27 protein-coding genes are annotated in these 25,178 nt (G+C 72.3%); 16 read left to right on the forward strand and 11 right to left on the reverse strand.

The window, feature by feature from the left end:
• Positions 1 to 59: 59 nt before the first annotated feature.
• Together BK819_RS10055 and BK819_RS10060 are read right to left on the reverse strand one after the other, a co-directional pair.
• Positions 60 to 1,841 carry a hypothetical protein gene (locus BK819_RS10055; protein WP_071328995.1) on the reverse strand — a complete coding sequence of 594 codons (1,782 nt, stop codon included), beginning with the start codon at positions 1,839 to 1,841 and terminating at the stop codon, positions 60 to 62.
• Positions 1,842 to 2,050: 209 nt separating this feature from the next.
• Positions 2,051 to 2,656 carry a DUF4916 domain-containing protein gene (locus tag BK819_RS10060; RefSeq protein ID WP_071328996.1) on the reverse strand — a complete coding sequence of 202 codons (606 nt, stop codon included), beginning with the start codon at positions 2,654 to 2,656 and terminating at the stop codon, positions 2,051 to 2,053.
• 65 nt (positions 2,657 to 2,721) lie between these two features.
• Here BK819_RS10060 and BK819_RS10065 point away from each other — a divergent pair, with 65 nt between their 5' ends.
• A complete protein-coding gene (locus tag BK819_RS10065; RefSeq protein WP_071328997.1) occupies positions 2,722 to 3,402 on the forward strand; it encodes an alpha/beta hydrolase in 681 nt (226 codons plus the stop codon).
• On the opposite strand, the gene BK819_RS10070 is transcribed toward BK819_RS10065, so the two are convergent.
• Positions 3,375 to 3,644 carry a hypothetical protein gene (locus tag BK819_RS10070; protein WP_071328998.1) on the reverse strand — a complete coding sequence of 90 codons (270 nt, stop codon included), beginning with the start codon at positions 3,642 to 3,644 and terminating at the stop codon, positions 3,375 to 3,377. The two genes, BK819_RS10065 and BK819_RS10070, sit on opposite strands and share 28 nt — an antisense overlap.
• A gap of 281 nt (positions 3,645 to 3,925) precedes the next feature.
• On the opposite strand from BK819_RS10070, the gene BK819_RS10075 reads away from it, so the two are divergent.
• From BK819_RS10075 to BK819_RS10105, 7 genes are all read left to right on the forward strand, one after another.
• The gene (locus BK819_RS10075; RefSeq protein ID WP_071328999.1) at positions 3,926 to 5,608 is read left to right on the forward strand and encodes an ABC-F family ATP-binding cassette domain-containing protein; all 1,683 of its coding nucleotides are present in this window, start codon (positions 3,926 to 3,928) and stop codon (positions 5,606 to 5,608) included.
• A 150-nt stretch (positions 5,609 to 5,758) separates the two neighbouring features.
• A complete protein-coding gene (locus tag BK819_RS10080; RefSeq protein ID WP_071329000.1) occupies positions 5,759 to 10,342 on the forward strand; it encodes an ATP-dependent helicase in 4,584 nt (1,527 codons plus the stop codon).
• A 57-nt stretch (positions 10,343 to 10,399) separates the two neighbouring features.
• Positions 10,400 to 10,648: a type II toxin-antitoxin system Phd/YefM family antitoxin gene (locus BK819_RS10085; RefSeq protein WP_071329001.1), complete on the forward strand. Its 249-nt coding sequence runs from the start codon at positions 10,400 to 10,402 to the stop codon at positions 10,646 to 10,648.
• The gene (locus BK819_RS10090; RefSeq protein WP_071329002.1) at positions 10,645 to 10,911 is read left to right on the forward strand and encodes a Txe/YoeB family addiction module toxin; all 267 of its coding nucleotides are present in this window, start codon (positions 10,645 to 10,647) and stop codon (positions 10,909 to 10,911) included. Before BK819_RS10085 ends, BK819_RS10090 begins: the two co-directional genes overlap by 4 nt.
• Positions 10,912 to 10,931: 20 nt before the next feature.
• Positions 10,932 to 11,726 (forward strand): EI24 domain-containing protein, encoded by a 795-nt coding sequence (locus tag BK819_RS10095; RefSeq protein ID WP_071329003.1) that lies wholly within the window; start codon positions 10,932 to 10,934, stop codon positions 11,724 to 11,726.
• Complete coding sequence (locus BK819_RS10100) at positions 11,726 to 12,499, forward strand: DNA-formamidopyrimidine glycosylase family protein (RefSeq protein ID WP_071329004.1); 774 nt, start codon at positions 11,726 to 11,728, stop codon at positions 12,497 to 12,499. Before BK819_RS10095 ends, BK819_RS10100 begins: the two co-directional genes overlap by 1 nt.
• A gap of 81 nt (positions 12,500 to 12,580) precedes the next feature.
• Positions 12,581 to 12,988: a DapH/DapD/GlmU-related protein gene (locus BK819_RS10105; RefSeq protein ID WP_071329005.1), complete on the forward strand. Its 408-nt coding sequence runs from the start codon at positions 12,581 to 12,583 to the stop codon at positions 12,986 to 12,988.
• 6 nt (positions 12,989 to 12,994) lie between these two features.
• Here BK819_RS10105 and BK819_RS10110 read toward each other — a convergent pair whose 3' ends face one another.
• The gene (locus BK819_RS10110) at positions 12,995 to 13,654 is read right to left on the reverse strand and encodes a response regulator transcription factor (protein WP_071329006.1); all 660 of its coding nucleotides are present in this window, start codon (positions 13,652 to 13,654) and stop codon (positions 12,995 to 12,997) included.
• Positions 13,647 to 14,873, reverse strand: coding sequence for an ATP-binding protein (locus BK819_RS10115; RefSeq protein ID WP_071329007.1), 1,227 nt, complete (start codon positions 14,871 to 14,873; stop codon positions 13,647 to 13,649). Before BK819_RS10115 ends, BK819_RS10110 begins: the two co-directional genes overlap by 8 nt.
• 114 nt (positions 14,874 to 14,987) lie before the next feature.
• Here BK819_RS10115 and BK819_RS10120 point away from each other — a divergent pair, with 114 nt between their 5' ends.
• Genes BK819_RS10120 through BK819_RS10140 form a run of 5 tightly spaced genes read left to right on the forward strand, consistent with a single transcriptional unit; the run spans position 14,988 to position 18,570 of the window.
• Positions 14,988 to 16,550 (forward strand): PspC domain-containing protein, encoded by a 1,563-nt coding sequence (locus tag BK819_RS10120; RefSeq protein ID WP_071329008.1) that lies wholly within the window; start codon positions 14,988 to 14,990, stop codon positions 16,548 to 16,550.
• Positions 16,547 to 16,822 carry a hypothetical protein gene (locus BK819_RS10125; RefSeq protein ID WP_071329009.1) on the forward strand — a complete coding sequence of 92 codons (276 nt, stop codon included), beginning with the start codon at positions 16,547 to 16,549 and terminating at the stop codon, positions 16,820 to 16,822. The genes BK819_RS10120 and BK819_RS10125 overlap by 4 nt, the downstream gene beginning before the upstream one ends.
• 10 nt (positions 16,823 to 16,832) lie before the next feature.
• Positions 16,833 to 17,582 carry a LysR substrate-binding domain-containing protein gene (locus BK819_RS10130; protein WP_071329010.1) on the forward strand — a complete coding sequence of 250 codons (750 nt, stop codon included), beginning with the start codon at positions 16,833 to 16,835 and terminating at the stop codon, positions 17,580 to 17,582.
• Positions 17,583 to 17,622: 40 nt separating this feature from the next.
• Complete coding sequence (locus tag BK819_RS10135; RefSeq protein ID WP_071329011.1) at positions 17,623 to 18,339, forward strand: GMP synthase; 717 nt, start codon at positions 17,623 to 17,625, stop codon at positions 18,337 to 18,339.
• 45 nt (positions 18,340 to 18,384) lie between these two features.
• Positions 18,385 to 18,570 (forward strand): hypothetical protein, encoded by a 186-nt coding sequence (locus tag BK819_RS10140; RefSeq protein ID WP_071329012.1) that lies wholly within the window; start codon positions 18,385 to 18,387, stop codon positions 18,568 to 18,570.
• Positions 18,571 to 18,648: 78 nt separating this feature from the next.
• Here the strand turns inward: BK819_RS10140 and BK819_RS10145 are convergent, their stop codons facing one another.
• Complete coding sequence (locus BK819_RS10145; protein ID WP_071329013.1) at positions 18,649 to 19,119, reverse strand: glutaminase; 471 nt, start codon at positions 19,117 to 19,119, stop codon at positions 18,649 to 18,651.
• Positions 19,116 to 20,330, reverse strand: coding sequence for a cation:proton antiporter (locus BK819_RS10150; RefSeq protein ID WP_071329014.1), 1,215 nt, complete (start codon positions 20,328 to 20,330; stop codon positions 19,116 to 19,118). The genes BK819_RS10145 and BK819_RS10150 overlap by 4 nt, the downstream gene beginning before the upstream one ends.
• 83 nt (positions 20,331 to 20,413) lie before the next feature.
• Here BK819_RS10150 and purU point away from each other — a divergent pair, with 83 nt between their 5' ends.
• Positions 20,414 to 21,265, forward strand: coding sequence for a formyltetrahydrofolate deformylase (purU, locus tag BK819_RS10155; RefSeq protein WP_071329015.1), 852 nt, complete (start codon positions 20,414 to 20,416; stop codon positions 21,263 to 21,265).
• A gap of 11 nt (positions 21,266 to 21,276) precedes the next feature.
• On the opposite strand, the gene BK819_RS10160 is transcribed toward purU, so the two are convergent.
• Genes BK819_RS10160 through BK819_RS10170 form a run of 3 tightly spaced genes read right to left on the reverse strand, consistent with a single transcriptional unit; the run spans position 21,277 to position 22,989 of the window.
• Complete coding sequence (locus BK819_RS10160) at positions 21,277 to 21,666, reverse strand: type II toxin-antitoxin system VapC family toxin (protein WP_071329016.1); 390 nt, start codon at positions 21,664 to 21,666, stop codon at positions 21,277 to 21,279.
• Positions 21,663 to 21,920, reverse strand: a complete 258-nt coding sequence (locus BK819_RS10165; RefSeq protein WP_071329017.1) for a type II toxin-antitoxin system Phd/YefM family antitoxin — start codon at positions 21,918 to 21,920, stop codon at positions 21,663 to 21,665. The genes BK819_RS10160 and BK819_RS10165 overlap by 4 nt, the downstream gene beginning before the upstream one ends.
• 31 nt (positions 21,921 to 21,951) lie before the next feature.
• Complete coding sequence (locus BK819_RS10170; RefSeq protein WP_071329018.1) at positions 21,952 to 22,989, reverse strand: nitronate monooxygenase family protein; 1,038 nt, start codon at positions 22,987 to 22,989, stop codon at positions 21,952 to 21,954.
• A 93-nt stretch (positions 22,990 to 23,082) separates the two neighbouring features.
• Here BK819_RS10170 and BK819_RS10175 point away from each other — a divergent pair, with 93 nt between their 5' ends.
• Both BK819_RS10175 and BK819_RS10180 read left to right on the forward strand, forming a co-directional pair.
• Positions 23,083 to 23,355 carry a DUF6412 domain-containing protein gene (locus BK819_RS10175; RefSeq protein WP_071329019.1) on the forward strand — a complete coding sequence of 91 codons (273 nt, stop codon included), beginning with the start codon at positions 23,083 to 23,085 and terminating at the stop codon, positions 23,353 to 23,355.
• Between the two features lie 64 nt (positions 23,356 to 23,419).
• A complete protein-coding gene (locus tag BK819_RS10180; protein WP_071329020.1) occupies positions 23,420 to 24,184 on the forward strand; it encodes a membrane protein insertase YidC in 765 nt (254 codons plus the stop codon).
• A gap of 22 nt (positions 24,185 to 24,206) precedes the next feature.
• Here the strand turns inward: BK819_RS10180 and BK819_RS10185 are convergent, their stop codons facing one another.
• Complete coding sequence (locus BK819_RS10185) at positions 24,207 to 25,124, reverse strand: DMT family transporter (RefSeq protein ID WP_071329021.1); 918 nt, start codon at positions 25,122 to 25,124, stop codon at positions 24,207 to 24,209.
• Between the last annotated feature and the right edge of the window lie 54 nt (positions 25,125 to 25,178).

The following is a 25,178-nucleotide window of genomic DNA, read 5'->3' on the forward strand; positions in this document are numbered from 1 at the left end:
GTGCTCGCGGGTCTACGCCGGGGTGTGGGCGGGAACCCGGGGTCTGGGCGGAGGGTCGTCTACCGCTTCGACTTGCGGTAGCCGGCCTTGACGGCGGCGCTCTCCGTGGAGAAGCACACCTCGGGCTTGGTCTTCGCGTAGTACGCCCCGCTCCGCACGTGGTAGATCATCGACTGCGCGTTGCCCTTGATGGGAGCCCAGGCAGGGCAGTTCCAGGTCGAGATCGGCTTGGTGCGCCCCGGATAGACGACGGCGGCCGTCCGAGCCGATGTGCGCGCGGCGGAGATGTAGCCGCTCTTCGTTCCGGTGACGCGGACTGTGATCCTCGCCTTCACCATGGCCGGGGTGACGACGAGCGTCGAGCCGGTCGCCCGTGAGATGGCCCGGCCATTGAGATACCACTGGTAGCTCAGCCGGGTGCCGCTGGTCCAGGTATACGGCACGGCGGTGAGGCGAGAGCCCACGATCGCCGATCCGGTGATCCGAGGCGTCGGTGCGGACAGGATCCCCTTCACCGCGGCCGTCGGCTTCGAGCGCCGTGATGCGGCGGCGTACCCGGCTTTGGTCCCGGAGACGACGACCGTCACCGTCTTCACGGCCGCCGCCGACGGGAGCGTGAACGAGGCTGCGGTGGCTCGGGCGACAGCGGCGCCGTTGATGTACCACTGATACGTCAGCCGTGTTCCCGTCGTCCAGGTTCCTGTCCGGACCTTGAGGGTCTGCCCGACGGTCGGCGTACCGGTGATCGACGGCGTCGGCGCGACGAGCGGGCGGAGCACGGCAGCCGTCGCGGCGGAGGCGACCGTCACTGACGCGAAGGCGGCCTTCCTCCCGGTCACCTGAACGGTGATGCGCGTCCCCGCGTGCGCCGTCGTCAGCGCGAGGGAGGAGGCTGTCGCCTTGCTGATCGCCTTTCCGTTCGCGTACCACTGGTAGCTGAGCGCGGCCCCCGCGGTCCAAGCCCCCGGGAGCGCTCGAAGGGTCTGCCCGACGACAGGCGTACCGCTGATCGTGGGCACCGAGGTCTCCATGCGGTGCAGCGCCTCGAGTGCGGCATCGATCCCCGGCCGCGCCTCCCCTGCAGCCAGCACGAGCGGCCGCGCCTTCTCGAATCGAGGTGCGTCCTGCCACCACTCCGAGACCGCGCCCGCGACCGAGGACACGAAAGCGACGCGATACTCGCCCGCCGGCAGCCCGCCGACGGCGAAGGTACCGGCGTCCGTCACGACGTTGGCAGCGGCGACTGCGGCCCCCGCTCCGGCCACCGGGTAGACGGCGACGACGACCCGCTGTCCGGTGATGTCCACGCCCGCCGGCGCGGTGACGCGCCCGGAGACGAGGGCGGAGCGCTCCAGCAGCACGTCCCGCACGACCCCGTCGGGCCCCACGGACACGAGCTCGCCGCTCTGCGGACCACCCTGATCGAAGACGGCGCGTCCCTCCGACACCACACCGAGGACGACGTCACCCTGCGGGACGCGCAGGGTGTAAGACCCATCGATCACGGCGGCGGCCGCGAGCGGGGAACCGGCGTCCGCCCCCGGCGCATAGGCCGCGACGAACGTCCGTCCCGTGCGCAGATCGGTGCCGTCCGGGAACGTGACCCGTCCGGTGACGGTGGCGGTGCCCGCCGGATCCGCCTCACCGGGATCGGCGGCAGCGACCTTCGCGGCCGCTTCCACCGCCGCGGGAAGCGCTTCGGCGACCCCGGGGAAGGCGGGGTCGGGCGCAACCGTCGCCGTGGCGGGTGCCGCGACGAAGACGAGCCCGGAGGCGAGGACTGCAGCGGCGACCGTGACGGCCAGCGCGCGGAGGGTGCGGAGAGGAGCGGCGAACGCCATGGGCATCCTTCGGGACGGACGCGGTCGACGACCGCGCGGATCAGGGCGTTCTGAGCAGATCACCTTCGTCATGAATACAGGGTCCCTGGCTCGGAAGACAAGCCGGACCTTGCGCCGAGACCCCGGGTTCTCGCCCAGACCCTGCCCTATGCGCGCGCCGTAGCCGGGGTCTCGACGCGAACCCGGGGTCTCGGGGAGAAGGACGAGCGTCAGCGGAGGAGGCCGAGGCTGGCGAGCGCGTGGCGGATGAGGGTGCCGCGGCCGCCCTCCATCTCGGCGGCGACGGCGTCGGAGGCGGCGGCCTCGGGCGAGAACCATGTCACCTCGAGGGCGTCCTGGCGCGGCTCGCACGTCCCGGTCACGGGCACCACGAAGGCGAGGGAGACGGCGTGCTGACGGTCGTCGTGATACGCGCTCACCCCCGGGATCGGGAAGTACTCGGCCACCGTGAACGGCAGCGGCTGCGGCGGAAGGAGCGGGAAGGCCATGGGGCCGAGGTCGTTCTCGACGTGGCGGAACAGCGCGTCGCGGATCGTCTCGCCGAAGCGCACGCGGCCCGACACGATCGTGCGTGTGATCTCGCCGAGCGGGGTGGACCGCAGCAGCACGCCGATCTCGGTGACCTGACCGGACCCGTCCGTACGCACGGGGATCGCCTCGACGTAGAGCATCGGGAGGTGGCGCCGCGCCTCTTCCAGCTCGATGTCGCTCAGCCAGCCCGGGTTCGCATCCGGCGCCGGCGGGTTCGCATCGCGGAACGAACCGAGGCCCTCGTCTTCGGGCTCCGGCTCCGGATCGGGTGTGCGCACCGCCATGCCTCCTTTCTACCAGCCGTCCTCGCCGATGGCAGCACCGGCGCGAGCCCTGGCAGGATGACGATGTGACCGAGAACCTGACGATCGACGCTGCCGCGACGCGCTGGTCGCCCACCGACCGCGCCGGGCTCCCGCTGCTCGTGCTGCTGCACGGGTACGGCGCCGACGAGCACGACCTCTTCGGCCTCGTCCCGTATCTGCCCGCCGGCATCGCCGTGGCCTCCGTCGCCGCACCGCTCGCCCCACCGTGGCCGACGCCCGGTCGCTCCTGGTACCCGATCGAGGGGCTCGACGGACGCAGCTCCACCGCCGTCACCCTCGCGGCGGAGGCGTTCCTGCGCTGGCTCGACGACGCCGCGGCGGACGCGCCGTCAGTGGCGCTGCTCGGGTTCTCCCAGGGCGCCGCGGTGTCGCTCCAGGCGCTGCGGCTGGCCCCCGAACGGTTCGGCGCGGTCGTCGCGCTGAGCGGGTACGCCGCCCCGGACGCCCTCCCCGGCGATGCGCACCTCGCGGAGGTCAGCCCCCCGGTGTTCTGGGGCCGCGGTTCGCACGACGACGTCATCCCCGCGCCGCTGATCGCCCACACGGCGCAATGGCTCCCCGCGCACACGTCCCTCTCCGGTCGCGTCTACAGCGGACTGACCCACAGCATCTCCGAGGAGGAGCTCGGCGACGTGCACCGGTTCCTCACGACCTGGGTCGAGGGGATCGACGCGGATCAGGCGGAGGGGTCCCGGCCGTCCTGAGCGCCGTCTGCGGAGTCCGGGTCATCGGCATCGCCTTCCGCCGCGTCTCCCCTGCCGCCCCCGGAACCGCGGAACGCCACGGACAGGGCGACGCCGATCGCGAGACCGATCCCGATGCCCAGGATCCAGTTGCCCAGCGCCATCCCCATCGAGACGCCGATGGCCACGCCGAGCGCGAGACCGATGCCGAGGCCCGTCCGTGCGCGCATCTCGTCGGGACTGGGGTTCCGATCGTCTGCCATGCCTCCACGGTACGAGCCGTCCCGCGGCCCCGCATCCCCCGCGCGACGGAGCGGCGACATGCCCGGGAGTTGCGCGGCGTGACACGCCCGGGTATCGTCGTGGCGTCCTGTCCGCCGTGTCTGGAAGTCCTTTGATCTGAATCGTCGCCTCCGCGCCCCTCTTCTCGCGCGCTGACCCGACGATCGCCGACTCCCCGGCAGACGCCCTCCTCCGCTTCCGTGACTCCACGGCCCGAAGGGCTCGGTGTCAGTGCACCCTCGCACTCGACAGGAGACACCCCATGTCACAGCCCTCTTCCTCGCACGCCGCCGTCGTCCTCGACCGCCTCTCCCTCACCTGGCCCGACGGCACGGTCGCCCTCGACGGCGTGTCCGGAGCCTTCGGTGCCGGACGCACGGGACTGGTCGGCCGCAACGGCGCCGGCAAGTCCACGCTGCTCCGGCTGATCGCCGGGGAGCTCTCCCCCACCTCCGGAATCCTGAGCACCTCGGGCGAGGTCGCCTTCCTCCCCCAGCAGCTCACACTCGACGTGGACCGCAGGGTGTCCGACCTCCTCGGGGTGTCGGCAGCCCTCGATGCCGTGCGGGCCATCACCGCCGGTGACGTCGACCCCGCGCACTTCGACGCGGTCGGCGACGACTGGGACATCGAGGCGCGAGCGGAGGCCTCCCTCGCGGAGGCCGGGCTCGCCCCCGCATTCCTCGACCGCACGGTCGGCGAGCTGTCCGGAGGGGAGGCCGTGCTCGTCGCGATCGCCGGCATCCGGCTTAGGCGAGCCCCGGTCACCCTCCTCGACGAGCCGACGAACAACCTCGACCGCGACGCCAGGGCGGCCCTCGCCGCGATGGTGCAGTCCTGGAAGGGCACGCTCATCGTCGTGAGCCACGACCTCGCTCTGCTCGAGCTCATGGACGACACCGCCGAGCTGTACGGACGGAACCTCTCCGTGTTCGGCGGCCCCTACTCCGAGTGGCGCGCGTGGCTGGACGCGGAGCAGGACGCGGCGAAGCAGGCCGAGGTCGCCGCCGCCCAGGTGCTCCGCAAGGAGAAGCGCCAGCGGATCGAGGCCGAGGTCAAGCTCGCCCACCGGGCCCGGACCGCCAAGAAGGCCGAGGTCGAGAAGCGCGTCCCGAAGATCGTCGCGCACGGTCGCAAGATGGCCGCCGAGGTATCCGCGGGGAGGCTGCGCACCGAGGTCGGCGCGAAGGAGGACGCTGCCCGCGCGGCACACGACGCAGCGGGGCGGCGGGTCCGCTCCGACGCCTCGATGAAGATCGAGCTGCCGGACCCCGACGTGTCGCGGAGCCGGCGGATCGCCGAGCTCGGCGGGCCGGATCGGTCCTGGGTGATCCAGGGTCCGGAGCGTGTGGCCCTGATCGGCCGCAACGGTGCCGGAAAGACGACGCTGCTGGAACGGCTGGTCTCCGGGGCCGTTCACAACTCAGGACAAGAGCCGCCGGAACGTCCGAATCCGACGCCGGAGGCGGAGATCGGGCGCGATCTCCTGAGTTGTAAACGGCCGGAACTCCGGGCGGAGGCGCTCACCGACCGGATCGGCTACCTGCCACAGCGGGTGGACGGTCTCGACGAGGGCCTGTCCGTGTTCGAGAACGTGGCCGCCGCGGCACCCCAGGTCCCGGAGAAGGAGCTCCGCAACCGGCTCGCCCGGTTCCTCATCCGAGGCGGGACGACCGACCGCCCGGTGTCGGCGCTCTCCGGCGGGGAGAGGTTCCGGGTCGCCCTGGCCCGACTGCTCCTCACGGATCCGGCTCCGCACCTCGTCGTCCTCGACGAGCCGACGAACAACCTCGACCTCGACACGGTCGACCAGCTCGTCGAGGCGCTGCGGGCGTACCGCGGGGCGGTGCTCGTCGTGAGCCACGACGACGCCTTCCTCGCCCGACTCGACCTCGACCTCACCCTCGAGATCGATGCCGACGGCGGGTTGCGGGAGGTCGGGTGACCCCATCCCTCGTTCCGTCTGCACGACCTGGGTCCGCCCGCACGACCGAACCACGGTTCCGGTCGTGCGGGCGGAACGAGGTCGTGCGGGCGAAACAGGGGGCTGTCAAGGTCCGGGCCGGATGTCGGTGGGGTCGGGAATGATGGAGGCATGAGCGACGTGCTCGACCGCTTCGCCCCGGCCACACAGGACTGGTTCCGGGGTGCCTTCACCGCCCCCACGCCGGCACAGGCGGGCGCGTGGGAGGCGATCTCCGCCGGCAAGCACGCCCTCGTCGTCGCCCCGACCGGGTCCGGCAAGACGCTGTCGGCGTTCCTCTGGGCGATCGACAGCGTGTTCCGCGAGCGCGCCGACCTCCCGGAGGAGCCGAAGAAGGACGGGTCGCGCACGCGGATCCTCTATATCTCGCCGCTCAAGGCTCTCGGCGTGGACGTGGAGCGCAACCTGCGCTCCCCCCTCATCGGCATCGGGCAGTCCGCGCGGCGACTCGGTCTCACCGCCCCCGGCATCACGGTGGGCGTCCGTTCCGGTGACACCACGTCGAGCGATCGCCGCAAGCTCGTGTCCGATCCGCCCGACATCCTCATCACGACGCCCGAGTCGCTGTACCTCATGCTCACGAGCCGGGCCGGCGACACCCTGCGCGACGTGCACACGGTCATCATCGACGAGGTGCACGCAGTCGCCGCCACCAAGCGCGGCGCGCACCTCGCGGTGAGCCTGGAGCGCCTCGATGCCCTCCGCCGGTCCCACGGCGCGGAGACCGCAGCGCAGCGCATCGGCCTCTCGGCCACCGTCCGCCCGATCGACGAGGTCGCGCGCTTCCTCGGCGGCGCCGACCCGGTCGAGATCGTCGCTCCCCCGGCATCGAAGACCTTCGAGCTCGGCGTCGTCGTGCCGATGGACGACATGACCAACCCGCCACCGCCGCCCGGGGCGCCGCCGGAAGCCCCGGCGATCGATGCGGAGTACACCGAGGTCACCGGCTCGGTGTGGCCGCATGTCGAGGAGGCGATCGTCGACCGCATCCTCCAGAACAACTCGACCATCGTCTTCGCGAACTCCCGCCGCCTCGCCGAACGGCTGACCGGACGGCTGAACGAGATCTATGCGGAGCGGATCGGGGTCGCTCTTCCGGAGCCGACCGTGCCCGCCGCGATGATGGCACAGGCGGGGTCGACCGCCGGCGCCGATCCCGTGCTCGCCAAGGCTCACCACGGCTCGGTGTCGAAGGAGCAGCGCGCGCAGGTCGAGGAGGAGCTGAAGTCGGGGGTGCTCCGCTGTGTGGTCGCCACGAGCAGCCTGGAGCTCGGCATCGACATGGGTGCCGTCGACCTCGTGATCCAGGTCGAGGCACCGCCGTCCGCGGCCTCCGGGCTCCAGCGCGTGGGACGGGCCGGGCACCAGGTCGGCGAGATCAGCCGCGCGGCCCTGTTCCCGAAGCACCGGGGCGACGTGCTGCACACGGCGATCGTGACGGAGCGGATGCTCGCGGGGAAGATCGAGGCCATCCAGGTGCCGCGGAACCCGCTCGACATCCTCGCCCAGCAGACCGTCGCGGCCAGCGCCCTCGGAGCGATCAGCGTCGAGGAGTGGTTCGAGACCGTCCGCCGTTCCGCCCCGTTCCAGTCGCTCCCCCGCTCCGCGTACGAGGCCACGCTCGACCTGCTGGCCGGCCGCTTCCCCTCCGACGAGTTCGCCGAGCTGCGCCCGCGCCTCGTCTGGGATCGCGACGCCGGCACGCTCACGGGCCGCCCGGGGGCACAGCGGATCGCGGTCACCAGCGGCGGCACCATCCCCGACCGGGGACTCTTCGGCGTCTTCGTGGCCGGCGAGTCCACGGGTGCCCGGGTGGGCGAGCTCGACGAGGAGATGGTCTACGAGTCCCGGGTCGGCGACGTGTTCACCCTGGGCACCACGAGCTGGCGCATCGCCGAGATCACCCACGACCGGGTCAACGTCATCCCCGCCTACGGCCAGCCCGGCAAGGTGCCGTTCTGGCACGGCGACGGCATCGGCCGCCCGTTCGAGCTGGGCGAGGCGCTCGGGGCGTTCTCCCGCGAGGTGTCCGCCGCGAAGCCGGAGAAGGCGGAGCAGCGGCTCATCGCGGCCGGTCTCGACGAGCAGGCGCGCGCCAACCTCCTCGCGCATCTCTCCGAGCAGCGGGAGGCCACGGGCACCCTGCCGACGGACCGTACGCTCACCGTGGAGCGAGGACACGACGAAGTCGGCGACTGGCGCGTCATCCTGCATTCCCCGTACGGCATGAAGGTGCATGCGCCGTGGGCGCTCGCCATCAATGCGCGGGTGCGGGAGCGTCTCGGCGTCGAGGGCTCCGCGGTGGCGAGCGACGACGGCATCATCGTGCGCATCCCCGACGCCGAGTCGGAGCCGCCCGGGGCGGAGCTCTTCGTGTTCGACCCGGACGAGCTGGAGCAGCTCGTCACGCAGGAGGTCGGCGGCTCGGCACTGTTCGCCTCGCGGTTCCGCGAGTGCGCCGCGCGGGCGCTGCTCATGCCCCGCACGAATCCCAACCGCCGCACGCCGCTGTGGCAGCAGCGCCAGCGCTCGGCCCAGCTCCTCGAGGTCGCACGCCGCCACCCGACGTTCCCCGTGATCCTGGAGACCCTGCGCGAGGTGCTGCAGGACGTCTACGACCTGCCCTCGCTGCGGAAGCTCGCGACGAGCATCGCCGACCGCCGCATCCGCCTCGTCGAGACCCAGCCGGGGCAGCCGTCGCCGTTCGCGCGCGACCTCCTCTTCGGCTACGTCGGCGCTTTCATGTACGAGGGCGACTCGCCGCTGGCCGAGCGCCGAGCGGCCGCCCTGTCCGTCGATCCCGCGCTGCTCGGCGAGCTGCTGGGCACGGTCGAGCTGCGCGAGCTCCTCGACCCCGACGTCATCGCGCAGTTCGAGCGCGAGGCCCAGCGCCTCGACCCGGAGCGTCGGGCACGCGGCCTGGAGGGCGTCGCCGACCTGCTCCGGCTGCTCGGCCCGCTCGACGCCGACGAGGTGGCGGCACGCCTCGATCCGGAGTCCACCAACGGAGCGACCGCGGCGACGCTGCTCGACGACCTCGTCACCGCGCGGCGGGCCATCCCCGTCACGATCGCCGGGGTGACCAGGGTCGCCGCGATCGAAGACGCGGGGCGCCTGCGCGACGCTCTCGGAGCGGCCCTGCCGACCGGCATCCCTGTGGCCTTCCTCGAGCCCTTGGCGGATCCTCTCGGCGACCTCGTGGCCCGTCACGCCCGCACCCACGGGCCGTTCACCACCGCAGCCGTCGCCGAGCGCTTCGGTCTCGGCACCGCGGTCGCCCGGCACACCCTGCAACGCCTGGAGACGAACGGCCGCCTCACGAGCGGGTACTTCCTCCCCACCGCGGCCGGCAGCGGCGACGACATCGAGTGGTGCGACACCGAGGTGCTGCGGCGGCTGCGCATGCGGTCGCTCGCGGCGATCCGCGGGTCCGTCGAGCCGGTCTCCCCGGAGGCCTACGCGCGGTTCCTTCCGGACTGGCAGCACCTCGGTCGGCCTCTGGAGGGCATCGACGGCGTGCTCACGGTGATCGAGCAGTTCGCCGGCGTCCCTATCCCCGCCAGCGCCTGGGAGTCGCTCGTCCTGCCGTCGCGGGTGCGCGACTACAGCCCGGCGATGCTCGACGAGCTCACGGCCGCGGGCGAGGTGATCTGGTCCGGACACGGCACGCTTCCCGGTCGCGACGGGTGGGTCTCGCTGCACCCGGCCGATCTCGCCCCGTTCACCCTCCCCGATCCGGACACGGAGATCGCCGCGGAGTCGCTGGAGGCACGCCTCCTCGCGGCCCTCGCGGCGGGCGGCGCGTACTTCGCCGCGCAGCTCAAGGAGATGACCGGCGCCGAGAACGAGCAGTCGGTGCTGGAGGCCCTCTGGTCGCTGACCTGGTCCGGGCACGTCACCAACGACACGTTCGCGCCGATCCGCTCGCTGCTTACCGGGGGCTCCCAGGCCCATAAGGTCAAGCGCCGGGCTCCGCGTGCGCGCACCTACCGCGGCATGTCGCTCACGCGGACCGCTCCGCGCCCGACCTCCATCGGCGGTCGCTGGTCGCTGCTCCCCGAGGTCGAGACCGATCCGGCGCGGCGCGCGACCGTCACCGCCGGACTGCTCCTCGACCGCTACGGCGTGGTCACCCGCGGGGCCGTCCAGTCGGAGGGCGTCCCCGGCGGTTTCGCGCAGGCATACCGCGTGCTGGCCGGGTTCGAGGAGGCGGGCCACTGCCGCCGCGGCTACGTGATCGAGAAGCTCGGCGCCGCGCAGTTCGCGGCATCGGCCACGGTCGACCGTCTCCGCACGTACGCCGGCCTTGCCGACCCCCCGCCGCGGACGGCCGTCACCCTGGCGGCCACCGACCCGGCGAACCCGTACGGCGCGGCGCTCGGGTGGCCGAAGCTCGAGGGCGTCTCGCATCGCCCGGGGCGCAAGGCCGGCGGGCTCGTGGTGCTCGTCGACGGCGCCCTCGTCCTGTCGCTCGAGCGCGGCGGACGGACCGTGCTGTGCTTCACGGACGACGAGGAGGTCCTGGAGGCCGCCACCGCCGATCTCGCGACGACAGCCAGGGACCGCCGACTCGACACCCTCACCGTCGAGAAGGTGAACGGCGAGGGGGTGTACGGCACGATCCTCGGGCGGGCTCTGCAGGAGGCGGGCTTCGTGCAGACCCCGCGCGGCTTCACCCTCCGCAAGGCCGTCTGACCCCGGCCTCATCACGACCACGAGTGGTACCATATTCCGTACCAGAAGGGGAACAACATGGCCATCACGACGAGCGAAGCGCGGCGCGATCTCTTCGGCCTGATCGAGCGGGTGACCCAGGATCACAACGAGGTCGAGATCACGTCCCGCCGCGGCAGCGCCATCCTCATGTCCAAGGCGGAGTACGACTCCCTGGTGGAGACGAGTTATCTGCTGCGCTCGCCCGCGAACGCCCGGCGACTCCTCAGCGCCCTGGCCGCGGTCCACGACGGCGACGTCTCGGAGCACGACCTCGACGAGGCATGACTGTTCGACTTCTCGTCTGGACCCCCCAGGGGTGGGAGGACTACGTCCACTGGCAGACCGAGTACCGGCGCACTCTCAAACGGATCAACCTCCTGATCGCCGACACCCTCCGCGACGATCCCTTCCAGGGGATCGGAAAGCCCGAGCCCCTCAAGCACGCTCTCGCCGGCGCGTGGTCACGGCGCATCGATGAAGCTCATCGCCTCGTCTACACGGCGACCGATCGCCACGTGACCATCCTGCAAGCCCGCTACCACTACTGACCCACCCCTACCCTGGAGCCATGATCCGAGAGTTCGCCGCCGGCGTCCGCACCCTGTTCCGCGGCTTCGGCGTGTGGCGCACCCGCCCGGGGCTGATGGCGCTCGGGCTCGTCCCCGCGATCATCGCGCTCGTGCTCCTCGCCGCTGTCCTCGTGCCGCTGATCCTGTCGCTGCCGTCGCTGTCCGCCTGGCTCACCCCCTTCGCCGACGGATGGGTGGAGCCCTGGCGCGGGTTCCTGCGGACCGCGGTCAGCCTCGTGGTGGTCGCCGCCGCGCTCGCGCTGGCCAGTTCGGTGTTCAGCGCCCTCACCCTCACGATCGGCGACCCGTTCTACCAGCGGATCTGGCACGCCGTGGAGAAGGATCTCGGCGACCCGCCCCCCGCCGACGGCGGCAGCTTCTGGACCACCGTGGGCGAGGGGCTCCGGCTGGTCGTGCTCGGCATCCTCATCGCCCTCCTCGTGCTCCTCATCGGCCTCGTTCCCGGGGTGGGCGGCGTCCTCGGCGCGGTGTCCGGCGTCGTCCTCACGGGCCGCCTGCTCGCGCGGGAGCTGACCGGTCGCGCCTTCGACGCCCGGGATCTCAGCCCCGCCGCCCGCGCCGCGCTGTTCTCGGGCAGTCGCGCCCGTGTGCTGGGCTTCGGCGTCGCCACCCAGCTCTGCTTCCTCATCCCGGGCGGCGCGGTCGCCGTGATGCCGGCCGCGGTCGCGGGAAGCACGATGCTGGCACGCGACATGCAGGTCCGCACCCCGCTCGCCGTCGCTGCCCCCGCACCGACCCCGGGACCGCACGACCGCACACCCGGGGTCGCCTGATGCCCGAGGGCGATACCGTCTTCCGCACGGCCCGCCGTCTGGACGAGGCCCTCGCGGGCGGGGAGGTGACCCGCTTCGACCTCCGTGTTCCGCGCTACGCGACCCTCGATCTCACCGGGCAGCGTGTGCAGGGCGTCGTCCCCCGCGGGAAGCACCTTCTGCTGCGGATCGGCGAGAGCACGCTGCATTCGCATCTGCGCATGGACGGCGCCTGGTTCGTGTACCGGCCGGGTGAGAAGTGGAGGCATCCGGCCTTCAAGGTGCGGGCGATCGTCGGCACGGCCGAACGCGAGGCCGTGGGCGTGGACATCGCCGACATCGAAGTCGTCGCCACCCGCGATGAAGACGACCTCGTCGGCTACCTCGGCCCCGACCCCCTCGCCGCCGACTGGGACCCGATCGAGGCCGCGCGACGACTCGGCGCCGACACCCGGGCCATCCACGTCGCCCTCCTCGATCAGCGCAACGTCGCGGGCTTCGGCAACGAGTACGCGGCAGAGCTCCTGTTCCTCCGCGGAATCCTGCCGACCACGCCGACTCCGGAGGTCGACGTCGCCGCCCTGCTCGACCTGGGCGTGCGGACCATCCGCGCGAACCGCGACCGCCGCAACCGCACCTTCACCGGCATCAATCGTCCGGGCCAGGCGACGTGGGTCTACGGACGCGCTGGACGCCCCTGCCGACGCTGCGGAACGCTCATCCGCCGCGGGGAGCTGGGGGCCGATCCGACCCGCGAGCGGATCACGTTCTGGTGCCCTCGATGCCAGCGCTGAGCCGTATCCATCCGCGGGAATGAATCTCCCCCTCCCGTGGTTGTTGATATATCCGGAGAACTCCGGAGCACGGGAGGAATCGTGGGCAAGAACTACGTCGACATCGAGAACGACCACGGAGCGACGCTGCGGTACCGCAAGCACGCCAACGGTCGCGGTCTCGTCGCGCATGGCGCCAAGGTGCATCCGAAGGCGCACATCGAGGCGGGAGCCTACATCGAACCGGGAGCACGCGTCGGGGCGGGGGCCGTCATCGCCCGCGGTGCGTGGGTGGACGAGGATGCCGTGATCGGCGAGGGCGCGTACATCGACGCCCACGCGCACGTCGGGCAGGGCGCAGCGATCGGCGATCACGCGCACGTCGGCGTCCGCACCGACATCGGCGCCGGGGCCCGCATCGTGCGGGGCGCCCGCATCGGCGACGACGAGACGGTCGCGGCGGGACTCACCGTCGCCACCGATCAGAAGGGCCTCTGGCTGGCGGCCTGACCGCCCTCAGAGCAGGCGCCGCTCCGACGCCCAGGCGGTGAGCTCGTGGCGGGAGGAGAGCTGCAGCTTGCGCAGCACTGACGACACGTGCGTCTCGACGGTCTTGATCGAGATGAAGAGGGCTGCGGCGACCTCTTTGTACGCGTAGCCGCGGGCGATCAGCCGCATCACCTCCTGCTCGCGCGAGGAGAGGCGGTCGAGTTCGTCCGTCGCGGTGGCGGTCTCGCCGGCGACGGCGCCGAACGCGTCGAGCACGAATCCCGCGAGCCGCGGCGAGAACACCGCGTCCCCCTCGGCGACGGCATGCACGGCGGCGCTCACCTCGCGACCCGAGGAGCCCTTCGTGATGTAGCCGCGCGCGCCGGCCCGGATCACCCGCACGACGTCGGCCGCCGCATCGGAGACGCTCAGCGCGAGGAACCGCGTCGTGGTCGGTCCCGTCCCTCGGATCACGGCCTCCCCGCCCGCCGCGTCGTCGCCCTCGCCGCCGGGGAGGTGCACATCGAGGAGCACCACGTCGGGGGCTGTCTGCACGATCACGGCGATCGCCGAGGGCACGTCCGCCGCGTCGCCCACCACCTCGACGCTCGCATCGAGATCGGTCCGCAGGCCTGAGCGGAAGATGGAGTGGTCGTCGACGATCACGACGCGGAGGCGGTCAGCCACGGGGCTCCTGTCGGATCGGTCCCCGCTCCGGGGATGAGACGGTGGGCAGGCGCAGATGCACCTCGGTACCGGCGTCGTCGCTGCGGACCGACCCCGTGCCGCCCGCGCGACGCAGCCGCCCGATGATCGACTCCCGCACGCCGAGCCGATCGCCGGGCACCTCGTCGAGCCGGAATCCGGGACCGCGGTCGCGGACGAACACGTCGACGCCGTCGACACGACCCTCGATGTAGACGGAGATCTCGCCGCCCGCGTGCCGGGCGGCGTTCAGCATCGCCTCCCGGGCTGCGGCTGCCAGTTCCCCGCTCGCCCGCTCCGCCGACAGCCCGGCGGAGACCACGTCGATCCGGACCGGGTGGTCGATCTCGAGCGCTCCGGCGTAGTCCCTCAGGTCGGTCGGCAGGTCGCTGTCGGCCGGGGCGTCGCCGTCGTACAGCCACGCACGCAGCTCCCGCTCCTGTGCACGGGCCAGCCGTGCCGCCTCGCTCGATGCCCCGGACCGGTTCTGGATGAGGGCGAGCGTCTGCAGCACCGAGTCGTGCAGGTGGGCGGCCATGACGCTGCGCTGCTCCTCCCGGATGCGGCGCACGCGCTCCCCCGCGAGCTCCCGCCAGCGCGGGATGAGGGCCGAGGCCACCACCGCCACCAGCCCGGCCAGCGGGAGCAGCACGAGCACGACGCCCGAGCGTGCGATCGGCCACGAGAGGAGCAGGAGGACCACGAGGCCGAGGATGAGCACCGCGAGGATGCGGACGGTGGTGGTGTGCCGAGGACCGCGGGCCGTGTCGGTGCGATCGATGAGCGTCGCCCACAGCCCGGAGGCGGTCGCGCACAGCGTGGTCCCGCCGACGACCACAGCCGCCGTCCCCGGGGGGATCGAGCCGTTCAGCCAGTCGCTGCCCCCGCGCCACACCACGACGACGAGGGCGCCGACGGCCGCGGGGACCAGCAGGAGCCAGGCGACCGGGAGACGACGCGTCGGAGCCGTCGTCCCCTCCGTCCACGGCATGAAGGTCCAGCACCACGCGTACAGGAGCACGCCCGCACCCCCGCAGAGCGTCAGGGCGACGAACAGCGCCCGGACCAGGCGCGCGTGCACTCCGAGGTGGCGTGCGAGCCCGGCGCTCACTCCGGTCACGAGGGCGTCGCGGTCGCGGGTCAGCGCCGGACGCACGGTCGCCGGCGCGGGGCCGGGGAGCGTGGAGACGGCGGAGGGCATACCGTCATCCAATCATCCGCCTCCCGTCTCCGGGACCTCCCCGGCGCGGAATCAGGGTGCGCTCAGGGGATCCCCCCATGGCCCCACGGCACCACCGACCGCGAGGATCGACTCATGACGATTCCGACCGCTCCGCCACCGCCCGCCGACCAGGAGGCGCCGGCACCGGATGTCCCCCGCCGACCACGCGGCGCCGACCGGTTCCTGCTCTGGGTCGCCGGCCTCGGCGTGGTCCGCACGGACGGCTGGCTGGGTGGCGTGGCCGCCGGCATCGCGATCCGCCTCCGCATCGATCCGCTGATCGTGCGCGGAGTCCTCGTCGTCGCGGCCCTCTTCGGTCTTCCGGCCCTGTTCCTGTACGCCCTCGCCTGGGCGGTGCTGCCGGACGTCGACGGCCGCGTGCATCTGCGCGATCTGCTGCAGCGCCGGTACGACCCCGTGCAGCTCGGCATCCTCGCCCTCGCCGTGATCGGTCTCTTCCCGACGGCTCCGCTCACCGGGCGCCTGTTCGGCCTCGGCTACGACGGGTGGTCGGCACTGTCGACGGTCACCTGGGTGGTCGGTCTCGTGCTCGCCGGTGCCTTGCTCTTCCTCATCGTGCGTGCCGCGCGCCGCACTCCGGGCGATTCCACGCCGGATCCGGCGGGGGCTTCCGCCGACCCGGCGGCCCCGGCCGCGTCCGCCCCCGACGCGGGTTCGGGTCCCGCCACGGGGGCGGACGCCATTCCTTCCCCGGCGACGGACACGCCGGTCTCGCTACCGCTCGCCGACGCCGTCGGGCACGACGTCCTCGCCATCCCCGCACCTCCGGCCCCCCTGCCTCCGGGCACCCAGGACCCCGCCGCGCTGGAGGCCTGGCGCGCCCAGCACGCCGCCTGGAAGGAGCAGGATCAGGCCTGGCGCCGCCAGCAGCAGGATGCGGAGCGCGCCGCACGCGACCAGCTCCGCCGGGAGCGTCAGGCCGAGGCGGCCGTGTTCGCCGCCGCAGCCGCGGAGCGCCGACGTGTCCGCCGCGCGTCGAATCCGCGCGCCGGCTTCGCCTTCGTCATGACCGCCCTCGGACTCGCGATCGTCGTCGGCGCCGGCGTGGGACTCGCCGTCGGTGAAGCCCTCGGCGGCGCGCTGGGCCTGTTGTCCGGCGCACTGGTCCTGGCCTTGGCGATGATCACGGCCGGAGCCCTCCGGCGCCGCAGTGGCGCCCTGGCCTTCCTCACCGTGCTGACGCTGGCCGCGGGTCTCCTCACGGGCTTCCTGTCCACGATGCCCGGTCTCACCCTCGGGTACGCCTCGCTCACGAACAACCAGGAGGCGCACGTCCGACAGCCGTTCGGCGACCTGTACCTGCAGCTCCACCGGCACGACGGCGGCCCCCGCCCCATCGAGATCGAGAAGGGGTCGGGGCGGACCGAGATCTTCGTCGACGCCGGGGTCCAGCTGCAGTTGCGCGGCACCGTCGGCGATGACGTGGAGGTGAGCTGGCTCCGCGTCGACCCGGACGATCCGATGGTCATGGACACCGGCGTCATCGCCGCGACGCCGCGGGGCGACGAGAACGTCATCTCCGCGAACATCTCCGCCGACCAGGGCAGTCCCTCCACGATCCAGCCCGTGACCATCGACCAGGCGAGCGGCCTCATCGTCGTGACCCTGCAGGAGCCCGAGGAGGGCCAGGAATGAGCACCGAGAGCATCACCGCACCCCGGGTGCGCTGGGCAGCCGTCATCTGGGGCACGACCTTCGCCGCGGTCGCCGCAGGGGCGCTGTGGTTCCTCGCCGACGCGGATCGCCGCGCCGCGCTGGCCGACGGCGTGGGGACGATGACTCCCGCCACCCTGCTCACGATCGTGCTCCTCGCCGCGGGGGCCCTGTTCCTCGTGGGCGGTGTCGCCGGACTGGTCCGGCGGACCCAGCGGAGCTCCCCCACCGAGGACTCGGAAGACGCCGAGTAGCCTGGATCCCATGGCGCACCAGGGACGACGGCCCGCGAAGGGCTCCGGCAAGGGCTCACCCGCCCACCGGGGCCGTGCCGCGGGCGGCGGCTCACGCCAGGGGAAGCCGGCTCCGCGTCGCACACCCCGCGCCGAGAAGGTCGTGTTCGACGCTCCGACTGCCGCACCCGAGGAGCCGCGGACGTTCCGCCTCGGCGCCGTGCCCGGAGCGACCCCGGGCAAGTGGATCGACACGTGGAAGCGGCGCCTGCCCCAGGTGGCCCTCGAACTCGTGCCGATCGAGGTCGCCGGGCAGCGAGAGGCGCTCGACGATCTCGACGCCGCCCTCGTGCGGCTGCCGCTCACCGACGACGCCCTGCACGTCATCCCGCTGTACGACGAGGTCCCGGTAGTGATCACGTCGACTGACTCCCACCTGCTCGCCGCCGATGAGCTGACGGCGGCCGACCTCGACGGCGAAGTGGTGCTCCCGCTGTCCGACGATGTGCTCGGCCCGCTGGCTCTGCCCGGCACCGCCCCCGCCCGCGTCGGACAACTGTCCACGGCGGATGCGATCGCCACCGCGGCGACCGGGGTGGGCGTGGTCATCGTGCCCATGTCGCTCGCCCGTCTGCACCACCGGAAGGACGCCGACTACCGGGTCCTCGCCGACGGCCCGGTCTCGACCGTGGCCCTCGCCTGGCCGCGCGACCGGACCACGCCCGACGTCGAGACGTTCATCGGGATCGTCCGAGGACGCACCGCGAACTCCTCCCGCTGAGCCGTCGGGCCGGGACGCTCCCCCTCGTTAGAATCGCCAGATGGCCTCGCTTCTCTACGTCTGCGTGCGACCCGAGACCGGGGCGGCGGACGCCGAGCACGCCTCGTTCCGGAGGGCGCTCGGAGTCGATGTGGTCGATCGTCTCGACCTGCTGCACGAGCCGCTGACCGAAGCCCACCTCGACCGCTACCGTGGCGTCGTCGTCGGCGGTTCTCCCTTCAACGTCACCGATGTCGAGAAGACCCCGGTGCAGCGGCGGGTGGAGGCCGATCTGGAGACGCTCGCCCGCGCCGCACGGGAACAGCGGATCGCCGCGTTCTTCACCTGCTTCAGCATCGGGGTGCTCACCCGGCTCCTCGGCGGCGAGGTCGTGACGACCATGCCGGAGCCGGCGAGCGCGACGGTCATCGACACGACAACGGAGGGCGCCGTCGATCCTGTGTTCGGCCCATCCGGTCCGGCACTCACCGTGTTCACTGCGCACAAGGAGAGTGCCGCGGCGACCCCGCCCGGGGCCGTGCTGCTCGCCACCAACGCGACCTGCCCCGTGCAGGCCTACCGGGTGGGCACCCACCTGTACGCCGCGCAGTTCCATCCCGAGCCGACGCCGCGCGACTTCGCCGATCGGATGACGTTCTATCGCACGACGGGGTACTTCGATCCGGCGCAGTTCGACGCGGTGCAGCAGGAGGTCCTCGCGGCCTCGGTCACCGAGGGTGCCGCCCTGCTCCGCCGCTTCGCCGAGCTGTTCGGCTGAGCGACACCCGGCGCGTGGAGGTGGCGTCGACGGCAGAATGCAGGGATGAAGTCTGTATGGATCGTGTTCGACGACGAGGATGACGCTGGTATCTACGGCGTCTTCGACAACCGCGCAGACGCGGATACCTATGCCGATGAGGTCAGTCACATGTCCTCGAATGGCATGAGGATTGCGGATTTTCCGGTGCCATGGCGCCTGACGGACAGGGCCACTCGCATAGAGATCTGACACCTTGCGGTGGGTCGGAGCGCATGTGCTCGCTCTTACAGACGAGGCGACGGTCGACGCCGAGATGTTCGGCGGAGATCAGGCCGGGGCATCGCCGCGGAGCAGCGGGATGCGCTCGCGCAGGTAGGCGTCCAGCGGCATGAACCCGCCTGCCTGACTCCAGCGCACCGACGGCACGCCGTCGATGAGCGCGAGCGGACCGGAGGATCCTCCCGCGTCCACCGCGTCGACGTCGATCACGCTCCAGCCGACGTGCACGACATCCCCCTCGTGGAAGCCGCCGCGGAGGGCCAGCGCGCGACGCTCGGCCCGTGCCCGCGCGGACTCGGCGGTGTATCCCCGACGCCCCGGGTCCGCCGCGCGGAGCACCTCCGCCGTCGCCAGCGCATGGGTGTCCGTAATCAGGAGAACGCCGAGGTGCCAGGCCTCGCCGACACGGACGATCCGAGGCCCGCGCCAGCGCGAGTCCCTCTCCTCGCCGAGGCCCTCGCGGGGTGCGCCGGCGAGCTCCTGCACGGCCTGGGTCAATAGGGCGGAGGCGGTGGTCACAGCTCCCCCAGGGTGGTCTGGTCGGCGAGGCGCGGGCCGGCGACCTGCGCCCGATCGCCACGCAGCGTCATCCCGATCAGCGGGTACAGGAGCACCGACAGCATGCCCGCCCCGACCAGCGCGGCCGCGGTCCCGGAATCGAGCATGTCCTGATCCACGCCGATCGCGGTGACCGCGACGATGATCGGCAGCCCGGTGGCCGCGAGCAGGCCGAGCGCGGCGCGGTCACGTCCGCTCGCGCCCGCCGGGGCGGAGAGCTGCGCAGCCGACCCGCGGATCACCAGGAGCGCCAGCAGGAACACCGGCACCAGCGACATCGCCGAGGGAGACGTCAGCAGCGCCTGCAGGTCGAAGGTCACCCCCGTGTAGAGGAAGAACACCGGCACGAGGAAGCCGAACGCGAGCCCCTCGATCTTGCTCTCGACCTCCGCCGCATCCTTCTCGGGCGCCCGCGCCATGATGATGCGCCAGATGGCCCCCGCGACGAAGGCGCCGAGGAGCATGTCCAGGTCGAGCATCACGCTGAGGCCGACGAGGGCCGCGATGAGGAGGATCACGAAACGCACCCCGAACTGGTCGGAGGTGTGGAGGGTCGCGCGCACGATGCCGTGCAGGCGCCCGTGCGGCACCCGGTGCGCGACGACGACGGCGAGGCCCGCCAGCACGACGAAGGTCAGCAGCACCGCAGTAGCCAGCGGTGTCGTCCGGGTGCTCAGGAAGATCGAGATCGCGATCAGCGGCAGGAACTCCCCCACGGCGCCGATGGTGCTGATGGCACGGCCGAACGGGGTGTCCAGCTCCTTCGCATCGCGCAGGATCGGCATCAGCGTGCCGAGAGCGGTCGAGCTCAACGCGATCCCGATGACGACCATCCCTTCGCCCGGGGCGAAGAAGAAACCGAGCCCGATGCCCAGCAGCACGCTGAGCAGCCAGCCCAGCGACGCCCGGGCCAGGGGCTTCCCGGCCACCTGGCGGAAGTCGATCTCGGAGCCGGCGACGAAGAACAGCACGGCCAGGCCGAAGTCGCTGAGCTTCTCCAGGAGGGGCCCTGGCTCCACCCAGCCGAACACGGCGGGACCGACGAGGATCCCGAGGACGAGCTCGAACACGACGATCGGCACCCGGACGAGCGGACGGACGCCGCGTGCGAGAAGCGGTGCGGCCACCGCCAGCAGCGGGATCAGCACCAGTCCGACGTCGCTCGCATCCACGGTCTCAGGGTAGCGACGCCGTGGGCGATTCGCTCCCCACCCGCGCGGCACGGCAGAATCGATGCACACCCCGAGGAGCAGCCATGACCCAGCCCGATACCGCCCGCCTGCTGATCGCCTGCGACGACCAGCCCGGCATCGTCGCCGCGGTCGCCGGCGTGCTCGCCCGGCACGGGGCGAACATCATCTCGCTCGACCAGCACTCGACCGATTCCGAGGGCGGGCGGTTCTTCCAGCGGACGGTCCTCCACCTCGACGGCCTGTCCGCCGCGCGTCCCGCCCTCGAGGCCGACATCGCGACGGTCGCGGAGCGCTTCGGCATGGAGTGGTCGCTGCACGACGTGGCCCGCCGCAAGCGCGTGGCGATCTTCGTCTCGAAGTACGACCACTGCCTGATGGAGCTGCTGTGGCGCACGCAGCGGGGTCAGCTCGACATCGACATCACCATGGTCGTCTCGAACCACCCCGACCTCGCCGATGCCGTCCGCTCCTTCGGAGTGCCGTTCATGCACATCCCCTCGACGGACAAGCAGGCGATGGAGGAGCGTCAGCTCGACCTCCTCCGCGGCAACGTCGACCTCGTCGTGCTCGCCCGCTACATGCAGATCCTCAGCGACGACTTCATCACGCGCCTCGAAGCCCCGGTCATCAACATCCACCACTCGTTCCTGCCCGCGTTCATCGGCGCGAACCCCTACGCCAGGGCGAAGGAGCGCGGCGTGAAGCTGATCGGGGCCACGGCGCACTACGCCACGGCCGACCTCGATGAGGGGCCGATCATCGAGCAGGACGTCACGCGGGTCACGCACTCCGAGTCCGCGGCCGAACTGCAGAGCCGGGGCGCCGACGTCGAGCGTCTGGTGCTGGCACGGGCCGTGCAGTGGCACGCCGAGGACCGGGTGATCGTGCACGGCCGCTCGACCGTCATCCTGTAGCGCCCGACCGCTCAGCGGTCGAGGATGTCCACGGCGAGCCCGTGCGACGCGGCGGCGAGGCGCCTGTCGTTCGTCCACAGCTCCGTGCACCCCGACAGCTGGGCGGCGGCGAGGTGCAGCGCGTCCGGGGTCTTCAGGCCGAAGTCGGCCCGGAGTTCGGCCGATCGGACGAACGCGGCCGTATCGAGCGCGACGATCTCCATCCGCTCGAAGAGAGCCAGGTACCGGTCACGGAGCTCCGGATTGCGCTCGCGGGCGGGGAGCACGAGGCATTCGTGGAGCGCCAGCGGACTCGACGCCACCTCGTCATCGACGTCGCGGAGCGCGTGCCGCACGGCATCCCCCCTCGGACCGCGGTCCTCGATGGCGTAGATGAGGATGCACGAGTCGAGATAGATCATTCCCAGGCGTCCCGGTTCTCGGCGACCTGCGCGTCCAGCTCCTCGGCGCTCCGTGCGAGCCGCGGCGGAAGCGGATGCTGTTCGATCCACTCGACGAGGAGGCGGCCGCTCCGCACCACGTCGACCGGCCCGATGGGCACCAGACGGGCGACCGGAGTGCCCCGCTTCGTGATGACCACGTCCTCACCCGCCTGGGACTCGGCGATCAGGCGCGAGAGGTTGTTGCGCGCTTCCAAGACGTTCTGCGTGGACATGATGCCATTCTAGCCAGGAACCTGGCGTTCTTCACCGGCCGGGGACTCCGGCTGCCAGCTCCGCGAAGACCTCGGCAGCGGTGGTCCCCCGGGCGAGAGGGGCGGCCTGCCCCATCCACAGCGACTGCAGCTCGCCGAGGTTCTGCTCTCCTGCCGCCGCGCGGAAGCGTCCGGTGAGCCAGTTCTGCATCGGGAACGGGGCGATCGTGCCGCTCGCCTCGATCGCCCGCACGGCGCGGTTGCGGGCTCCGCGGGCGAGGCGTCCGCTCATCGCCCTGGTCAGCACGGTCTCGTCGGCGGCGGTGCTCCGGATGGCGTCGCGGTGCGCGGTCGTCGCGGCGGACTCGGCGGTCGCGAGGAACGCCGTCCCCACCTGCACGCCGGAGGCACCGAGGGCGAAGGCCGCAGCGACCCCGCGGCGGTCCGCGATCCCGCCGGCGGCGATGACGGGCACGTCGACGGCGTCCACGACCTGCGGCACGAGCGCGACGGTTCCCACGAGCGACTCGGCCGCGGGGCGGAGGAACGACACCCGGTGCCCGGCCGCCTCGGCTCCCGAGGCGACGACCGCATCGACGCCGGCCTCGGCGAGCGCGACGGCTTCCGCGACGGTGGTGGCGGTGCCCACGACGCGGATGCCGCGGTCGCGGGCTTCGGCGACGAGAGCAGCGGACGGCACCCCGAACACCACACTCAGCACGGCCGGGGCGACCTCCCACACCGCGTCGAGCTGCTCGTCGAGGTCGGGGGTGTAGCGCTCGGGGCGGGCCGGCACCGGAACCCCGACGGCCTCGTAGAACGGCTCCAGCGCCTGGGCGAAGACCGCGTGCTGCGGGTTCGCCGCGACCTCGTCCCCCAGCGGCAGCCAGATGTTCAGGGCGAAGGGCCGGTCCGTGGCTCGGCGCAGCTCAGCCCCGACGGAGCGGATCCGGTCGCCGTCGTAGCCGTACAGCCCGTACGATCCCAGCCCACCGGCGGCACTGACCGCCGCCGTCAGCTCCACGGATGAGCTCCCCCCGAACGGCCCCAGCACGATCGGCTGCTCGACTCCTAGAAGTTCTGTCGCCATACCCCGACCGTACGCCCTTCGAATCGCCTGAATGGCTCCATCGGCGGCCCGGATACAGCAATTCAGGCGATTCGAACGGGGTAAGCTCGCGGCATGAGCGAGTGGTTCGGGCAGATGCTCGGCTTCGTCGCGGCCGCGATCGGCCTCGTGACGATGCCGGATGCCGCCGCGCTCGGCCTCGCCATCGCGATGCTCGCCGTCACGGTCCTCACGCTCGCGCTCGCGCTGAGCGTGCGCCACCAGACCTCCGCCGATGCCCCGCACCCGCTGCGGGCGATCGATGTCGGAACGCTCCTCCCGCAGAGCGATCCGGATGCCGCAGGACACCCTCGTCCGCGAGCGCCGGGAGTCGCGACCGCCGCGTAGTCCGTCCGACCGGGACCGCGCGGCCTTCGCCGACCCTTCCCGACCTCATCGAACGGACCGTCCCGTGGACATCTTCGCCTTCCCTCCCCTCGCCGCGCTCCTGGACGCCGCCTACGGTGCCCTGAACGGCCTCTCCACCCTTCTCGAACCCCTCGCCGGCCCCTCCGCCGCCGCCCTCGCCGTGGTCCTCGTGACCCTCCTCGTGCGCGCCCTCCTCATCCCCGTCGGCATCTCGCAGGCCCGGGCCGAGCAGACCAGGGCCCGCCTCGCCCCGAAGCTGCGCGCGCTGCAGCAGCGCCACCGGAAGAACCCGGAGCGCCTGCAGCAGGAGATGATGGCGCTCTACCGCGCCGAGAACACCTCGCCCTTCGCCGGGATGCTGCCCGTGCTGGCGCAGGCACCGGTCGTCGGCCTGCTCTACACGCTGTTCCTGCGACCGGAGATCGCCGGGCACCCGAACGAGCTGCTCACCCACGACCTCTTCGGCGCCCCGCTCGGCACGAGCCTGGTGTCTGCCCTGTTCGGCGGCACCGCGACCCCGGCGACGTTCGCGGTCTTCGGCGTGCTGCTGGCCGTGATGATCGCCGTCGCCGAGGTCACCCGGCGGGTGTTCCGACCGGCGCCCGTCGAGGGCGACGACTCCCCGCTCAGCTCCCCCGGCGTGCTCCGGATGATGGCGGCGCTGCACTACCTCACCGCGGTCTTCGCGGCCTTCGTCCCCCTGGCCGCCGCGCTCTACCTCACGGTCACGGTGGTGTGGACCCTCGTGCAGCGAGTGATCCTTCGCCGCCGTTACCCGCTGCCGCAGCCGGTGGCCGTCCGGGCGTGAGAGCCACCCGATCGGAGGGGCGTCAGTCGGGAAGCGGGATCGGCGCGGTGAACGGCCCCGCGGGGCCGTCGCCCCTCCGATCGCGGCGCACGCCCAGCGTCGTGCCCACGCTCGCGGCGATCACGAGCGCCACCGCGAGCAGCCGCAGCGGCGTGGCATCCTGTCCGAGGATGAGCCACCCGGCGAGGGTCGCGAACGCGGGCTCCAGGCTCAGCAGCACGCCGAACACCCGCTGCGGGAGCCGTCGGAGCGCCGCGAGCTCGAAGCTGTACGGGATCACGGACGACAGCACCGCGGTGACCGCGGCGAGCACGAGGAGCTGCGGGTCCAGCGCCACCGTCGCCGCCGCGGGCACGCCCACGGGGATGAGGAGCACGGCCGCGACGACGAGTCCCATCGCGAGCCCGCTGCTGCCGGGGATGAGGGCGCCGACACGCGCGCTCATCCGGATGTACATGACCCAGAATCCGGCTGCGATGAGGATGAAGACGACGCCGAGCGGGTCGAGGGGTTCGGCGCCGACGAGGCCGTCGACCCCGAGCAGCGCCATGCCCAGCAGGGCCACGCCCACCCAGACCGCGTCGGCGAGACGGCGGGTCAGCACGGCGGCGAGCACGAGCGGACCGAGGAACTCGATGGCCACCGCCGGCCCCAGGGGGATGCGGTCGATGGCCGCGTAGAAGAACCCGTTCATCGCGGCCAGGGACACCCCGAACAGCACGGCGGCGAGCCACTGCGACCGGGTCCAGGCACGGGGCCGTGGGCGCACGATGACGACCAGCAGCAGCGCGGCGATCGCGACGCGGAGCGACGTCACGCCCCACGGTCCGAGGACGGGGAAGAGCTGCGCGGCCACGGCGGCGCCGAACGGCAGCGAGAGGCAGGATCCGATGACGAGCGCGACGCCCACGAGGGGTCCGGAAGCCGCGGGTCTCTGCACCAGACAAGCTTAGGCGGCGGGGCCCTGCCTCCCCGCCGCCTGCGCCGTCCTCGC

Origin of the sequence: Microbacterium sp. LCT-H2, from assembly GCF_001866135.1 — a bacterium.
Lineage (GTDB): Bacteria > Actinomycetota > Actinomycetes > Actinomycetales > Microbacteriaceae > Microbacterium.

Coding starts and splice junctions, on each gene's coding strand:
- BK819_RS10055 (WP_071328995.1), bottom strand. CDS start 1,841: ATGGCGTTCGCCGCTCCTCTCCGCACCCTCCGCGCGCTGGCCGTCACG.
- BK819_RS10090 (WP_071329002.1), top strand. CDS start 10,645: ATGACTGTTCGACTTCTCGTCTGGACCCCCCAGGGGTGGGAGGACTAC.
- purU (WP_071329015.1), top strand. CDS start 20,414: ATGACCCAGCCCGATACCGCCCGCCTGCTGATCGCCTGCGACGACCAG.
- BK819_RS10135 (WP_071329011.1), top strand. CDS start 17,623: ATGGCCTCGCTTCTCTACGTCTGCGTGCGACCCGAGACCGGGGCGGCG.
- BK819_RS10085 (WP_071329001.1), top strand. CDS start 10,400: ATGGCCATCACGACGAGCGAAGCGCGGCGCGATCTCTTCGGCCTGATC.
- BK819_RS10165 (WP_071329017.1), bottom strand. CDS start 21,920: ATGTCCACGCAGAACGTCTTGGAAGCGCGCAACAACCTCTCGCGCCTG.
- BK819_RS10095 (WP_071329003.1), top strand. CDS start 10,932: ATGATCCGAGAGTTCGCCGCCGGCGTCCGCACCCTGTTCCGCGGCTTC.
- BK819_RS10170 (WP_071329018.1), bottom strand. CDS start 22,989: ATGGCGACAGAACTTCTAGGAGTCGAGCAGCCGATCGTGCTGGGGCCG.
- BK819_RS10080 (WP_071329000.1), top strand. CDS start 5,759: ATGAGCGACGTGCTCGACCGCTTCGCCCCGGCCACACAGGACTGGTTC.
- BK819_RS10060 (WP_071328996.1), bottom strand. CDS start 2,656: ATGGCGGTGCGCACACCCGATCCGGAGCCGGAGCCCGAAGACGAGGGC.
- BK819_RS10070 (WP_071328998.1), bottom strand. CDS start 3,644: ATGGCAGACGATCGGAACCCCAGTCCCGACGAGATGCGCGCACGGACG.
- BK819_RS10175 (WP_071329019.1), top strand. CDS start 23,083: ATGAGCGAGTGGTTCGGGCAGATGCTCGGCTTCGTCGCGGCCGCGATC.
- BK819_RS10120 (WP_071329008.1), top strand. CDS start 14,988: ATGACGATTCCGACCGCTCCGCCACCGCCCGCCGACCAGGAGGCGCCG.
- BK819_RS10125 (WP_071329009.1), top strand. CDS start 16,547: ATGAGCACCGAGAGCATCACCGCACCCCGGGTGCGCTGGGCAGCCGTC.
- BK819_RS10130 (WP_071329010.1), top strand. CDS start 16,833: ATGGCGCACCAGGGACGACGGCCCGCGAAGGGCTCCGGCAAGGGCTCA.
- BK819_RS10100 (WP_071329004.1), top strand. CDS start 11,726: ATGCCCGAGGGCGATACCGTCTTCCGCACGGCCCGCCGTCTGGACGAG.
- BK819_RS10115 (WP_071329007.1), bottom strand. CDS start 14,873: ATGCCCTCCGCCGTCTCCACGCTCCCCGGCCCCGCGCCGGCGACCGTG.
- BK819_RS10075 (WP_071328999.1), top strand. CDS start 3,926: ATGTCACAGCCCTCTTCCTCGCACGCCGCCGTCGTCCTCGACCGCCTC.
- BK819_RS10140 (WP_071329012.1), top strand. CDS start 18,385: ATGAAGTCTGTATGGATCGTGTTCGACGACGAGGATGACGCTGGTATC.
- BK819_RS10160 (WP_071329016.1), bottom strand. CDS start 21,666: ATGATCTATCTCGACTCGTGCATCCTCATCTACGCCATCGAGGACCGC.